The 14808-nt window shown below is 48.0% G+C and carries 15 protein-coding genes; 5 read left to right on the forward strand and 10 right to left on the reverse strand.

What is annotated here, in order from left to right; translation table 11 throughout:
- The first annotated feature begins 38 nt into the window (after nt 1-38).
- The 4 genes from QNJ26_10475 to QNJ26_10490 all read left to right on the forward strand — a co-directional run bounded on the left by QNJ26_10475 (nt 39) and on the right by QNJ26_10490 (nt 4334).
- Nucleotides 39-1694, forward strand: coding sequence for an AMP-binding protein (locus QNJ26_10475; GenBank protein MDJ0985961.1), 1656 nt, complete (start codon nt 39-41; stop codon nt 1692-1694).
- A gap of 77 nt (nt 1695-1771) precedes the next feature.
- Nucleotides 1772-3004 (forward strand): Tm-1-like ATP-binding domain-containing protein, encoded by a 1233-nt coding sequence (locus QNJ26_10480; protein ID MDJ0985962.1) that lies wholly within the window; start codon nt 1772-1774, stop codon nt 3002-3004.
- Nucleotides 3005-3409, forward strand: a complete 405-nt coding sequence (locus tag QNJ26_10485; protein MDJ0985963.1) for a hypothetical protein — start codon at nt 3005-3007, stop codon at nt 3407-3409. It begins immediately after the preceding gene.
- A gap of 304 nt (nt 3410-3713) precedes the next feature.
- Nucleotides 3714-4334 carry a UbiX family flavin prenyltransferase gene (locus tag QNJ26_10490; protein ID MDJ0985964.1) on the forward strand — a complete coding sequence of 207 codons (621 nt, stop codon included), beginning with the start codon at nt 3714-3716 and terminating at the stop codon, nt 4332-4334.
- An 88-nt stretch (nt 4335-4422) separates the two neighbouring features.
- Here QNJ26_10490 and QNJ26_10495 read toward each other — a convergent pair whose 3' ends face one another.
- The 9 genes from QNJ26_10495 to QNJ26_10535 form a co-directional block, all read right to left on the reverse strand.
- Nucleotides 4423-4962, reverse strand: a complete 540-nt coding sequence (locus tag QNJ26_10495) for an outer membrane beta-barrel protein (protein ID MDJ0985965.1) — start codon at nt 4960-4962, stop codon at nt 4423-4425.
- A gap of 318 nt (nt 4963-5280) precedes the next feature.
- Nucleotides 5281-5739 (reverse strand): hypothetical protein, encoded by a 459-nt coding sequence (locus QNJ26_10500; protein MDJ0985966.1) that lies wholly within the window; start codon nt 5737-5739, stop codon nt 5281-5283.
- Between the two features lie 46 nt (nt 5740-5785).
- The gene (locus tag QNJ26_10505; protein MDJ0985967.1) at nt 5786-6232 is read right to left on the reverse strand and encodes a hypothetical protein; all 447 of its coding nucleotides are present in this window, start codon (nt 6230-6232) and stop codon (nt 5786-5788) included.
- A 269-nt stretch (nt 6233-6501) separates the two neighbouring features.
- The gene (locus tag QNJ26_10510) at nt 6502-6972 is read right to left on the reverse strand and encodes a hypothetical protein (protein ID MDJ0985968.1); all 471 of its coding nucleotides are present in this window, start codon (nt 6970-6972) and stop codon (nt 6502-6504) included.
- A 56-nt stretch (nt 6973-7028) separates the two neighbouring features.
- A complete protein-coding gene (locus QNJ26_10515; GenBank protein ID MDJ0985969.1) occupies nt 7029-8336 on the reverse strand; it encodes an FAD-dependent oxidoreductase in 1308 nt (435 codons plus the stop codon).
- Nucleotides 8337-8431: 95 nt separating this feature from the next.
- Nucleotides 8432-9856, reverse strand: coding sequence for a hypothetical protein (locus QNJ26_10520; protein ID MDJ0985970.1), 1425 nt, complete (start codon nt 9854-9856; stop codon nt 8432-8434).
- Nucleotides 9857-9945: 89 nt separating this feature from the next.
- Nucleotides 9946-10437: a 4Fe-4S dicluster domain-containing protein gene (locus tag QNJ26_10525; GenBank protein MDJ0985971.1), complete on the reverse strand. Its 492-nt coding sequence runs from the start codon at nt 10435-10437 to the stop codon at nt 9946-9948.
- A 24-nt stretch (nt 10438-10461) separates the two neighbouring features.
- Nucleotides 10462-12402 (reverse strand): aldehyde ferredoxin oxidoreductase family protein, encoded by a 1941-nt coding sequence (locus QNJ26_10530; protein ID MDJ0985972.1) that lies wholly within the window; start codon nt 12400-12402, stop codon nt 10462-10464.
- A gap of 1 nt (nt 12403) precedes the next feature.
- Nucleotides 12404-12664 (reverse strand): hypothetical protein, encoded by a 261-nt coding sequence (locus QNJ26_10535; protein MDJ0985973.1) that lies wholly within the window; start codon nt 12662-12664, stop codon nt 12404-12406.
- 374 nt (nt 12665-13038) lie between these two features.
- Here QNJ26_10535 and QNJ26_10540 point away from each other — a divergent pair, with 374 nt between their 5' ends.
- Nucleotides 13039-13821 (forward strand): IclR family transcriptional regulator, encoded by a 783-nt coding sequence (locus tag QNJ26_10540; GenBank protein ID MDJ0985974.1) that lies wholly within the window; start codon nt 13039-13041, stop codon nt 13819-13821.
- On the opposite strand, the gene QNJ26_10545 is transcribed toward QNJ26_10540, so the two are convergent.
- Nucleotides 13818-14808: ethanolamine ammonia-lyase reactivating factor EutA (locus QNJ26_10545; GenBank protein MDJ0985975.1), on the reverse strand; the 991-nt coding region annotated here is incomplete at its 5' end. The two genes, QNJ26_10540 and QNJ26_10545, sit on opposite strands and share 4 nt — an antisense overlap.

The raw sequence follows: 14808 nt of genomic DNA on the forward strand, positions 1-14808 counted from the left end.
CACTGCATACAGACTTAACATTTAAAGGGAGGAAAGTTGTGAAACCGATCCGTTATCAAAAAGAGATGGTGGATGAATTTTTAAACGAAGGTTACTGGACCCAGGAACTTTTTTATGATTTCTGGGATAGAAATGCACGCGAGTATGGCGATCAGGAAGCCTTAGTGGATTCCAAATATCGTGTTACCTGGGCGGAAGCCAAACGCCTGGTGGACGGCATCGCCGCCACCTGGGTTCAGATGGGCATCCCCCAATATTCGCGTATCATTATTCAATCACCCAACAGTGTATATGGTTTTCTGGCCAGAATCGCCGCCGAAAGAGCCGGTCTCATTTCTCTGACCGTCTATCCGTATCTGCGCCAACGGGAATTGGAATACATGGTCGAAAGAACCGAAGCTACAGCCGTGGTCATTCCTCACGAATACCGCAAGTTTGACTATCTGGAAATGTATAAAGAGCTGCAGCAGCGTTTTCCGCATCTGAAAAACATTTTTCTATTTGACGATACGGTACCGGATTCGGCTCCGCAAAACACCTATTCGCTGACCCAGTTGGCCCAGGAAGCTGCTGAAAAGCCCATCGATGAAAAAGCGCTCAATGAAAGACGCTTAGATCCGCTCTGGAATATTGCCCTACTGACCACTACATCCGGCACAACCGGACTGCCGAAGCTGGTGGAATGGCCCACCGCACCGCGAGTTTGCACATCCAAAGGGCGCGTGGGCATCTGGGGTTTAAACCATAACGATATTACCATGGCGATTGCACCACATGCCGGCGGTGCCGCCGGGACGCTGACCTATTTTGCTGCCCCATTGGCCGGCGCCAAAACGGTCATGCTCGAAGAGTTTGTTCCCGAGGATGCCCTGGCCTTGATAGAAAAGGAAAAGGCCACGGCCATCGGTGTGGTCCCCACCCATCTGGTGCGGATGCTCGAGTGTGACACGTCCAAATATGATCTGAGTTCCCTGCGCTTTATTCGTTCAGCCGGCGGCTATCTTTCGCCTCAGATTGCTGAGGAAGCCGAAGAGGCTTTTGGCGCGGTTATCACCAGTGACCTGGGCACTCAGGACATGGGCTCTGTCTCAGGCTGCCGGGTTGAAGACAGCAAGGATTTACGCCGCCGTACCGTCGGCCGCATGCTGCCCGGCAACAAAGTGATCCTTAAGGATGAAGACGGCAACGCGGTACCGGAAGGTGAGCCCGGCATCCTATATTTCAGGGGACCCCATGCACCAGCCGGCTATTTCCGCGACGAGGAGCTGACCTCCACCGTATTTGATCCCAATGGCTGGACAACCACCGGCGACATCGTCAAATTCGATCAGGAGTGCTTGTGGATACTGGGCCGCGCCAAGGATATGATCATCCGCGGCGGTCAAAATATTTATCCGGCCGAAATTGAGGGACTGCTCAACGACCATTCCAAGGTCGCATCGGTTGCTGTTGTCGGCTACCCGGACCGCGAAATGGGTGAACGAACCTGTGCCTATGTGATACCCAAAGCCGGCCAGGATTTCTCCTTCGAAGAAATGGTGGAATTTTTGAAAGGAAAACAGCTGGCCATGTATAAGCTGCCGGAGCGCCTGGAAGTGGTTCCCGAATTTCCAGCGGTCGGTGACTCCGGCAAGGTCAATAAAGAGACCTTGAAAAAGATGATAGCGGAAAAGGTTCAGCAAGAGAGTGGATAATCTGAATTAGCCTCACGCAAAGCCGCAAAGTCGCAAAGAAGATTTTAAAGAAAACTTTTCGTACTAAGCGGTTTTGCGTGAGCCATACCTTAAAAAACATGCAAAAGACCGTATTGATTGTTTCGACCTTGGACACCAAGGGGTTGGAAACCGATTATTTGGTAGACAAATTAAAAGCGCTGGGTCTTAACACGCTTTTGATGGATATTTCCATGCGCGGTGACAAACCGTCAAAAGCAGACATTCCACCCGAGCGCGTTGCCGCCGCCGGCGGCAGCAGTTTTGAAGAAATCCGCAACTCTCGCGACCGTGCCCAGATCACCAATTTGACAATGGCGGGCGCTTCAAGCATTGCCGCAGATCTGCTCGCTGAAAATAATCTGGACGGTGTGATTGCCATCGGCGGCTCCACCGGGACGCTGATGGCCACCGAGGTGATGCGCTCTTTGCCCTTTGGTATACCCAAAGTCATGATTTCTTCGACGGCGGCTTTGCCGGGGCTTGCCACCCGCTATATTGGCACCGGTGATATTGCCCTGTTCCATTCGGTGATCGAAATTTCCGGGGTCAGTGATTTGCTCAAAAATGTCATGGACCGCGCCGCCGAAGCGCTGGCCGGGATGGTGCTAGGCGGGATCACATCCGCCAAGACCGGCAAAGGCAAAGCCATAGCCCTAACCATGCTGGGCCCCTGTGAAAAATGTGCCAGTGCCGTGCGCGCCAGTCTTGAGACCAAAGGCTTTCAAGTTATCGGTTTTTCAGCCGCAGGTATTGGCGACCGGGCCATGGAAGATATGATTGCCAACGGATTCTTTCAGGGTGTTGTTGATCTGGCCCCCGGTGGTGTTGGTGAGCATCTTTACGGATTTATGCGCGATGCCGGTCCCCAGCGACTGGAAACCGCCGGCAAGGCAGGTATTCCTCAAATCGTTTCAACCTGCAGCGTGAATCACATGACACCGGCCAAATCTAAATACAAACCGGATTATCACGAACGCCGCAAGTACGACCTGGACAAATTCAGAACCTGGATTCGTCTATCAAGCGAGGAGCTTAAAGAAGTGGCCGGGGCTTTCGCAACCAAACTCAATCAAGCCAACGGGCCGGTATGCGTTGTCGTACCGCAAAAAGGGTGGTCCTCAGTGGACAGCCCTGAAAACCCAACTTACGACCCTCAGGAAGATCAGGTGTTCGTCGACACACTTCGTGAACAGTTGAATTCCGATGTCAGTGTTGTTGAAATTCCGGCCAATATGGAAGATGAGGCCTTTGCGCAGGCGATTGTGAAGGCCGCATTGGAGATTTTTTAAATGTCAAACTCGGAATTTACGGTCCATACCGAGGAAGATGCCTATAATCTATCCGCCAGCGTTAGATATATCGGTGCTGATGTACTGGTGGCAATCTGGGGTGGCGAAAAACCCCATATTGGCGCTGTGGCGGTTGCTCAACCCCGCCCGAGCCTCAGAGATCCTGAGTTGACCAGTTCCAGCGCATCGGTTATTTGCCTGGTGGGTCATAAGGAAGACGAGCTGGCTAAAGCCACGGCCGAGATTTTGGCTGCCACCCTGGAAACCCAGGTGGTGGTTACCGCCGGGATTCACTGGGACAATTTGTCTCCGGAAGCCATCGAGCAGATTATCCGGCACAGTGAAATTCTGGTGGACAAAATCATGAAGCGTTGCATGACAGAATTCTCGTCATTGAAAAAGTAGTGTATATTATATATTTTAAGATTTATTATGCATCGATTTAACCGCCCGCTTCGCTCGAGACGCTGAGTACGCAGAGATTAGATTTTTTTCATTTACCGCTGAGAGGACGGTAAATGAAAACCACTCAGCAGCAAAGCTGCATAAAGTGCTATATTAATACTGTCAGATTCTTTTAGAGGAAATTATCAATGCCCGGAGGGCTTGAGAATTTTAGCTTTTCGCCCTCTCAGCGAAAAGCTAAAAATAAATAACTCTGCGATCTCTGCGTCTCTGCGGTAAAATAACTATAATAAGGGACAGATTCATGACTAAACGAATTGTTATCGGCATATCCGGTGCCAGCGGCGTGACTTATGGCGTTCGCATTTTAGAGTTGCTCAGAGAAACGGATTTTGAAACCCATTTGGTTATCTCCAAGTCCGGCCGCTTGAACATTGAAATCGAGACCGACTACCACCCCGATGCGGTTGAAGCTATGGCGGATTATGTCTACGACCACAAGGATATGGCCGCATCATTGTCAAGCGGCTCGTTTTTAACCCAGGGCATGGTGGTCGTACCCTGCACCATTAAATCGCTCTCCGGCATCGCCAATTCCTATAATGAAAACCTGCTGGTCCGGGCAGCGGATGTCACCTTGAAAGAAAAGCGCAAACTGGTGTTGGTAATCAGAGAAACCCCGCTGCATGTCGGACACCTGCGCCTGATGACCCAGGCAGCTGAAATGGGCGCTCATTTGCTGCCACCGGTGCCGTCATTTTACCACCAACCCAAAACGCTTGAAGATATCATTGACCAAACCATCGGCAAAGTATTTGATTATATGGGAATCGAGCACGACCTGTTCAAGCGCTGGGGTAATGACAAGCAGATCGAAAAACCCCGTAAAAAAAATGCGCGGATTTTACTCGCGCAAAAAAAATAATCAGACGGCCGCCTGTTATTTAACAGTCGTATTGCTGCAAAAATGCATCTCCTTAAAATGATAATACAGGCGGCCTATCTTTTGAATGTTATGGAAAGGTAAAGCCAATCCCGACTGTTATGGCTCGATAATCCCAATTTCCGGTTTCGCCATAGCTGAAGTTGGCAAACGGGCTGATAGCCATATCCAGGTCTGGAAAAACGTCATTAAGCATGACATCATAACCGCCACCCAGCGTAAAACCCCAGCCGTTTTTTCTGCTTGGCTCGTCCGATCGATTGCTCCAATTACTGACGTATCCGCCGCCTGCCTTTGCGAAAAGATTTGATTCTTCGATAGGATACCACCGGGTAATCAAAAAAGCCTGCATGATACCCTTACCTTTGTTTGCGTCGGTCGGGTCGCTGGCTTCAAGAAGCCAGCCACTTAATTCGAGTCCAACCAACCATTGCGGATTAATGGTATAGCCGCCTTTGAATCCCATAAAGAAATAAACATCTTCTTCGTTTTCATTGTCAAATGACTGGCTAAGATACCCGGCACCAGCATCAAATCCTCCCCAAAATCCTTCTCTGACATAAAATTCACCAGCAGACGCGGCAGGAACCCAAAAAAGAATTGCAAGCAAAGAAGCGCAAAAGCATTTTATTAGACTCACGGTGTTTCTTCTCCATTTGCTTGGTGATTTGACAAATAAAGGTATTTCAAAGGCACTCTATCATGCCAAATCCAAACAAATGAAGGTACACCAGTCCCGCCTGGTCCCGGCCAGTCACAGTTTTTTTAGAGGTAATTAAAGATACAATTGGGAAAATAAAAAGGCGAATCCACCCGCCTGGATCCACCCACTGAAGTTGTTTTATCATTCGAATATTACAATTTTATTGTTGCGCTTGAAATAAAATATATGTTGGAGTTACCACATGGTTTAACACAGTTTAGAAACTCATGGTGCCGATTTATACTTTGGTAGTGAGCTTACATAAAGAGTTCGTTCGTCAACTATTTTTACAGGAACCCGCAGGTAGAAGGCATAGTACATATATCCGAACAGCTGCTTATCTGCTCCTTCAATCAAATGGACCCTTGCATAACTGTAAAGATTCTGGATCTCATTTATTTTCGCATCCAGTGTTTCCTGATCCTCAATTTTAATCCAACTGTCACCAGTGAGCTTGGTGCCGTTGTTTTTGGGGTCAAACATGATTGCATCGGCCCACCTGATGCTTCTTTTTCCGTAATAGATATCATAATCATTCCAATTATCTTTTAGCTCTGCCAACGTTATTTTATCCTCAGTACCGGACTGTTTTCTTACATTTCCAATGTTTCCCGTATTTGTTGAACATCCGATAATAAATATGAATAATAAGATTAATATTCCTGCTAATTTTTTTATATCCACCATTATCTCCTTTCATAAACAAAGCCCCAGCTATTTTCCGAGGTTTCTACATTAATCGAGTCATAATTTCAGACGGAAAAATCTTGGGGATAATATAGAGGCTTAAAATAAAGGAGCCGCCTATGATCAGCAGCGTAAAGAGAGAATAAAAAATTAGCAGCTTTTTATTTAAATAATCTCCAGGCATACATCGGTATGCATTTATATATTCCTTACCATCTGCAAGAAACTCTTTTACATAAACAGGTAAAGTTTGATCTTCTAAATATCTTTGGAAGTGTCTTTCCACCTGATACGTTGGCCAACCTTTCTCTTCAGCCGCTATCTGAAATATCTCATATTCACTTTTGCCTATTATCTGTTTTAGCTTCCATAAATATTCAAGAGGCGTTAACGTTTTGTTTTTTATTAAATTACGCATACTGAAAAGTAGATACATCATCAAAATAAGGAAAAGAAAAAATACCATAGAGAGGATTTCAGGTCCATGCATTCAATCATCCTTTTCTTTAAAGTAACAAGAACCTGTTTGTGAAATGGGGTAGGTTTAAAAACCAGCAATATTTTTTTAACCTATAATCCGACTTAAATCAAGAACAAGGTGTATCATGCGCTATCTGAATACAATGTTGAGATCTAATGAGAATATCTGAAAAATTAGAAAGATGCAGATATCATCATCTAAGATCACAACAATTTTATCTAACCCATCATTGCCGGTTTAAAGCCGGTATCGAAATTAAATACGATACCCATTTGATGTCAGGGTCCGCCAAACCGGGCACGGTTGTAAAATAATCGCACCGTATTTTCATCGACCACTCTAGCGCTGACCAGATCGTGCTGTTGATGGATAATGTACCCAAAAAGCTTCTGATTATCGGGGCTCCGAATCTCTCGAAAGCGCGTCATGTGGTAATCAGCCCACATGGGGCTGACGGTGCCTTGGGCCGTGGTATTGGTGTTGACGATTTGGTCCCAGGTTTGCTGATCGTTAACCGTACCCCAGCGGCTGCCCACCAAAATTTCGCGATTGTCATTTTTGGGGTCAAAGACAACGACAGTTGACCTGAGCCAGATGGTGTAATCGGACCAACTGTCAATCAGGTGCTGTTGGGTAACCTTTGATTCACTGGCTGTTTGGGTTTTTATTTTTGCATAGTCTCCCGTGGCACATCCAATGATGACCATGCATATAAGGATTATAATAGCGGCGAATCTGTTGATCACCATCATCTGCTCCTTTCTATTTAAGACCGTCAACTTATTGGAAGCAACAATTGCGATTGTTAGCCGATAACCGAAAAACTGGAATTCTTATTGATTTCGCGGTTGCGGCTGAAAAAACCTACGTTCATGTTGCGCCGCGTGTATTTCATATAAAACTGAAAAGGATCCGCATCGTGATCATGTCCTTTTTCGCAAGCATCAATCAGTTCAGCCATCATGACGCCTGCAACCGGGGCGTTTTTATACTGATTGCCGCTGGTGCCGATGGCCATATAGAATCCAGGCAAATCGGATTTGTCGTAGATGGGAAGCCAGTCATCGCTGCAATCATAAAGATCAACCACGCCCTGATATTGGTTGGGAATGGCCAGATCGTTGACACGCATGCCTTCACGCATGACCATACATTTAAATTGGTCGGTAAAATTGGTATCGTAATTGTCAGGATCGTCCACCCACAGAAGTGGATCGCAATCCGGATCTTCACTGCCGATCAATATATTGTTGCCTACCTCGGGACGCGAGTAGCAGCCTATATCGCCATCAGACAACATGTAGCCGTCGCGCTCCCAGTCCATTCCTTCAGGTGCAGGCACATGGGCCACTTCCTGTTTCATCGGCCGGGTTTTAATCTTCATCGATTCTTCAATACCGGCCATTCGATTGATTAAAAAGGAGTGGGGGCCAGCCACATTGACAACAACCGGTGCTTCAATCTCGGTGCCGTCATCCAGCTTGATTCCGGCTGTTCGGCCTTGTTTCTGCAATATCTCAACAACCCGCGCATTGTAAAGAAACTCGCCCTGCATGGCCTCGGTTGCCACCTGGACGTTATGGGCTGAAAGCTTGGGATCAGAGATGTAGCCGGATTCAGGTATCCAGAGGGCACCGGGAATGGTGTCTGCAGTGGGCTTGCCGAACTCCGGGTCGTCTATCCATTTTTGAGGAAAATAGCTGGCCAAATTAACGTTGGGCAGGTAACGCCCAATTTCCTCCGGCTCCAGTTCCAAATAGCCCACACCAAATTCATCCAAGGCCGCTTTGACCCGGCTAAGATTCTTATTTACCGGTGTTTTGATGACCAGGGCGCCGGTGTTGCGATACGTTACCATGCCATCGGGATCTCTTACCCCGAGATAGGTAGGCCAGTCGAGCCAGTAGTAATAGCCTTCCCTGGCTAAAGCCACACCTTCGGTTGTGGAGTAGTGGAAACGGATGATGGCGCATGATCCCCCCGTGGAACCCATGCCAGCGTCGCCGAGTTTGTCCACGTTTAATGTTTTATATCCCCGCTTGGCCAGCTCGAAGCCAATACAACACCCGATAACGCCTGCGCCGATAATAACCGCATCGTATTTTTTTTGCATTAAATGCCTCCTTCAATTTTTGACCCAATATTATGATGTTGGATTTATACAAAACCATTAGAATAAATTTTCAATATCAAAGACTGACCCAGCTTTCAAGTAGGACGCGGTTCATCCCACCAACCAATAACCGTGCCATGTCGCTGCCAATGGAGTCTTTCCAGTCCTTCGATTTCCCTGATCCAGTCTCCAAGCGCAGAAGCGTGATGAATCACCAAAGGCGTGCTGTGAGGCGGCAGAATATCGTTTTGCAGACCATATAGATGGATGGTTTTCTGAATCTCAGCTGCGGTTTCTTCCGTATCCCATGCAGTGGGATGAATAAACCCGTGGTTGGCCCCTTCCCTGCTTGAATATCCAAATGTCGCTCCAAATTCGTCTTTAAGATCCCGCATCAATCGTATGGCCTGCAGATTTTTTGCAACACTCAGTCCTTTGTTCAAATTTTGCAGAATACGGTCATCAAATGATTCAAAACCAATCGAGCCCAATAACACAAAAATATCGCTGCGGATGGCTGTCGCCAGTACTGCTTTTAAATGCTCAATTCCGGCAATAAGTCCATCGGCTCTTAAGGTGAGATTGACCTGCGACAAGCGAATGCCCTGCGAATGAACAGCTTCGAGTAAATCAAGGAGAGTTGGCAGTGGATATTCATTAATGAGCTCAAAAGCAATCTTTCTGCCATCGGTGGCTTCGGGCAAACAGCGGATTTGGCGGATCACAGTTTCAAAACCCAGCGTTCCGTGAAAGCCTTTATCCACAGCCACATCGCAAAAGCTGCAGCCTTTTAAGCGAAGTCCTATCGATTTGCCCTGCTGAGCGCGGATGGATGTCGGATAATCGATATGCGCTTGTTTCGAGCGGGCTGCATGGGGGCAGCCGATGTGCTGTAGAATCTGCCCGGTTTCAATTTTTAAAGGGACCAGCTCATCTTTTGCAGGCGTGTAGATATTATTCCAGCGCACTTTACCCATGAACATGGGATCCCAAGCTTTTGGACTATTTGGCCTGACTTTGCCATCAGCGTCCACAACCAAAAGTCCCGGGATCGACACGCTATCAACAGCATCCAAATTACTAAGCAGCGGCAGAACTTGCTCCGCCGGCCCCTGCAGACCGTAATTGAAAGATTCCCACAATCCCTTAAACCGATGGGGATGCTTCTGCCAGCCCTTTTCTCCTGCAAAATCAACGTTTGCCTGCGGACCTGCCAGAATCGTGATAGCGCCTTCGGCCTTCAGCTCAGCCGCCAAAGAAAAAAGATCCTCGCGGCCACTCAGGGCGGAAAAGCCAATCACAGGTTTGTGGGTCCCAAAATAATCCGCCAGCGCCCTTTTCAGTGCACTGCGGTCAGCTTCTCGGCTAACGGCAATCACGATGCATTCGCAATTGCAGTGGTCCTCGATAATGGTGGCCGCCATCTGTGGCCCTAAAAGTCCGTAAGTTTCACCTTTAAAATAGCTGCTAATAATGGCCACTTTTTTTGGGGCCTTATTGACTGACCGCTTGATTGTCATTTTTCATCGAAACAAAAAAGAGGGGTCCCCGGGTAAACCAGAGACCCCCCATTTGTTAGAAAAAAGTGATGAGGATATTACACCTTGAGTTAACCTTCTAAACCCGCAGCTTCTTTACTCGCAGTGGAGACCCGCTCTGCTGCTTGGCGTCGTTTGGAAATGTTGATTTTATCCGCATCGACAAAATCCACTGCTTTTTCCTCACAAAACCGAACACACTGCGGTTCGCCGTCACAAAGATCGCATTTAAATACCTTTCTGTCGGTGGGGTTAAACATCATAGCACCGAAAGGACATGCGCTCACACACGAACGGCATCCAATGCAAACATCATAATCAACAGCAACGCGTTCAGATAGCCCATCGCGCGAAATCGCTTTTACCGGGCAGACGTTCAAACAGGGGGCATCCTCGCACTGCTGGCAGGACATGGGGATATACAGACCTTCGGCCTCCCATTTAACCACTCGGATTCGGCTACGCGCAGGATTCGATATGCCATCATGCGAAACAGCACACACGAGCTCACACAATTGACAGCCCGTGCACTTCTGGTGATCTATATATAACATCTTAGCCATTATTTAAATTCTCCTTAAGTGTAATTATAGTAAATGGGATGGCTCATTTTCCAGGCCGAGTTTTTTCAAAGTCTCTTTTTTCGGCTTACCCTCTTTATCGAGGCCCTGATGTTTGTATAATTCGTCAACCATCTTAACGAATTTTTTCTTATCGATGGTCATACCGATCACATCAATAGCACCGCGCTTACAAGGCTCATCAAAATAACGATGGTTTAACATATCGCCTTTTTCAAGATCGTTACGCGTCAGCCCTTCCCTCAAATTAAAGAGCCGTTCGAGCATGTTACAGCGGTGCGAGATCTCCCAGATTTCTTCGGGCGTCATCTCGAGTCCGGTATTGTAGTAAAGTACTTTTGACCAGTCCTCGAAATTGGGCAGTGTCGGTCCCAGAAAGGTTGTGTGATATTTGCAGATACCCAGACAGTCAACACCCATGAAGCAGTTTTCTTGCCAGAAAACCTGCCAGGGTTTGCCGACATATTCAGTATGCTCTGAGCTCAGCTGTCCGTCATAAGGCACCGGGCTGCCGTATATCTTTTTTAGAACCTTTTCGGGCAAATGATATAAATCGATAGCCGGCCGACTTCTAAGATGGTCTGAACCCCGGGAGGCAGTGGCCACGTTAAGCGCCAACGCCGGGGTGGGCCTTTCATCCGAATGCAAGTTGCTCATGCCTTTCACCTGAACAAGATAATCGAATGATTTCTTTCCGATCTTTTTGGAAGCCGGAATGCCGCCGTCGGCGAGTGCATCCGCCAACCAGCCTTTGCGGTAGCAGATGCGTTCAACCATCTCGAGGACGGCCTTGTCGTTTCCCCAGGTCAAATCGAGTCCATCAGTTTCTTTATCGGTGATGATACCCAGCTCATAGAGCTCCATGGCCCAGGAAATAAGACTGCCGGTTTCAAGGTTGTCCATCCCAAACTGATTGACCAGATAGTTGCCGGTCAGAACCGTCTCAGCCCGGGGGGTATCGGTTTCGGCCCCAAAAGCGCCCAGGGATGTGTATTCCGGACCTTCATCGTATTTGCCGGCCAGGGGACCGCTCGGAATCTTATACTGAGCCCGGCAATGAACCTGGCAGCCAAAACAACCAGTCATATGATGGCGCCCCATTGATTCTTCAGCAATTTCATCAATGTGTTCAGGTTCGATATCGTCAGCATATTCACACTGATTGTATTGAAAATTCCGCGTCCGGACACCACCCCAGCAATTTGTCGCCCCCCAGATAAAAGGCGTCCCTAAAACTCCCTGGGTCTGGTTCACTTTGGCGCTGACGATTTGATCGATAAAACGCTTATTGTATTCCAGCGCTTCAACCGGATGGGCAATCTGAATGTCCATGGTCCCGCGAGCGGCCACAGCCTTCAGATTTTTGGAACCCATGACACATCCCATGCCTGTGCGGCCGCCGGAATTTTTGATGCCGGTCATCACATTGGCAAACCGAACCAGATTTTCTCCGGCCGGCCCGATAACACAGCTTTTAACTTCCTCGTCTCCCAAATCTTCCCGGATAGCCCACTGTGTTTCGGTTACGGATTTACCCCAGATGTCGCGGGCATCGCGAATTTCGATTTCGCCGTTGTTAATGGAGATGTAAACCGGATGCTCGGCCTTGCCCTTGATGACCAGATGATGAAATCCGGCCCAGGCCAGTTCGGGTGCGAAAAACCCACCCATGTTGGTGCTACCCAAAAGTCCGGTCAACGGTGATTTGGCCATAACATGCGTTCTGGCAGTTGCAGATGCGCAGGTGGCGGTCAATATACCACCGCTGATCAACAGCGTATTGGCAGGCCCCAATGGGTTGCACCCTTTTTTGGTATGGTTATACAGCAGATAAGCGTCGAGTCCGCGGCCGCCTAAAAATTTCTTGCGCACCTCAAGCGGAATCGGCTTGGTTTCGATATCACCGGTGGTGAGATCAATGTATGCGATCTTTCGGTTTAACGCCATATCAGGATACCCCCTTTTCCTTTAGTTTTTCTTCAGCCAGTTTCTTGTTGACCTCCCAGACCGGGCCACGAATGCGGGGCAAATTGGCATTGACCCAGTGGATACGGTATTCCATTCCGCAGGTCGGGCATTTAGCGGTTTTACAACCCTTTTCCGGCTGAATCCTTTCCATGCAGCTCGGGTTATGGCATCTAAACTTGCCATAGGTCCGGGTCTTGCGAAGACTTTCGGCCGTTGAAAGGCCTTGCTTATCGGTCGCCATACTTTTCTCCTTTATGGTTTTGAGATAACATCCCGAGATGCGCCCGGGTGCGCAACGTTTTACCCTGGGATGGCTTCTGTGAGATTTTATTTGGTTGTCGCAAACTGAAATATCGCTGTGGAATGAAGGTCGTCAAAAAGTTCATCATCATGAACACATTTGCATTATAAACGTGATACCACAACGCATCTTTGCGATCAAGTCAAAATATATTTTTTTAAGATTTTTTTCAAAATCTGTTGGCATGTCAGGTATGAAAGTCTGAATTGCAATTTATAACTGTGAAAAACGGATTTTGAATTTCGCCAGAAGCGCGTTCATCAAGATGAACGAATTGTGTTGACAATCCTGGTATCCAGTTGTATTCTCGACCTATGAAAAAGTATGGTGCGCCGTCCGTAAAAAAGGCTTTTGCCATCCTCAGCGCTGTTTCTTCGTCCAAAGAAGGCCTGGGAGTGAGCGAGCTGGCTAAAAATCTCAAAATGGCCAAAAGCACGGTTCATGGCATGACATCGGCCCTTGAAGAACTGGGTGCGGTCATGCGGGATCCGCTGTCCAAAAAATACAAATTGGGCTTCACTTTGCTCGAAATCGGTCGTTCAGCATATTCCCAGATTGACCTCAAAACATCGGCAAGGCCGGTGATGGAAGATCTGATGGAAAAAACCCGAACGTCTGTTTTTCTGGGCATCATGAACTGGGACCATGTCACCATCCTGGATATTGTTGAGTCCAGGCAGGACCTTAAGATTACGGCCCCGGTTGGCACCACCATCCCCATGCTGGCCGGCGCAGTCGGCAAGGTTTTTCTGGCAACCATGAAGGACCAGCAGGCCCGCAAAATCATTGAATCCAAAGGTTTGCCGCGTTTTACAAGCAATTCGATCATCGATACGGACGTGTATTTCAAAGAGTTAGAGCAGGTCAGCGCACAAGGGTTCGCCATCGATGATGAAGAATATATCCTGGGTGTTCGGGCGGTGGCATCGCCGCTGATGGGGCTGGGACAATTGAGGTCAGCTATCTGGATCGTCGGGTTCAAAGCCAGCCTTGACGAAAAAAAGATGAAAACACTCACCGGTGAAACCCACCAAGCTGCCAAGGAAATCAGCCGACGCATTCAGCAGCAGCTGATTACCTCGCAAAATATCAACTAATGAAACACCAGCGATTTGACCGTAACCGGAAAAACCTGACCACCCACCAGGGGCTCACCAATATCAATCCAATCGCCTTCCTTGAGCGCTAGCTCATCCAGCGTAAGCAAATTGGATTTCACATTTGTTTCACGACGAATGACATTTCCCACACCGCAGGCAATATCGGTTCCGAAAATCAATATTATGGGAATGCCTTTATTTATGGAATTTTCATGGGCGGCTTCAATGGATCTGGCAAATAATTCCAGCTGAGGATAGGATGAGCGCACCGGATCCTTAAAGTACAGCGCTACAACGTCCTCACCTTCAACCCGGTCAAATCGCCTGAAGGACGCCTTTATTTGTGCAACCACGTGTTCAAAACTTAAATTGGATGGATCAACATCCACTCGAATGACCGGCACATTTCTAAATGGAAACGCAATCTGATCATCCATAAAACACGAGCTGCCGGATATCGACAATGAATAGGCACCGGCGCCGATGACGGTGGCTCTGATTTTGTTGGCCGGTTCAACAACTGCAGCAGATAGTTTGGGCGTCAGGGCATTGATGTGATCGGCCAGAATTTTACCGATATCATCATAATGGTTTAAGCCGCTGTACATCAACTCTGCCACCCCGCCGGAAAATGAATATTCATCAATACAGCCGGGAAATTGCAGGTTATCAGTCAACATCAGCTGCCGCGCCAAGCGCGATTTTGCAGGGCCGGTAATGACCTCAAATAACACCTTGCCAAATGCGGCGGCGATGCGCTTAATATCTGTTTTGCGAATCTGATCCCCGATTTTATAGTTCAATCCTAGATGCTGCATGACGACCTGGGCCGGTGGGTCAATGCGCCAGATTTTTCCCTTGGCACTGACCCCCAGCAAGCGCCCGCCAACTGATACACAACTGGTCGATAAGGTCTGCCCGTTTTCGAGGACTGCGATGTTTGAGGTCCCACCGCCGATATCACAGGATAATATGGTTTTTTGG

It is taken from the genome of Desulfobacterales bacterium (assembly GCA_030066985.1).
GTDB lineage: Bacteria > Desulfobacterota > Desulfobacteria > Desulfobacterales > JAHEIW01 > JAHEIW01.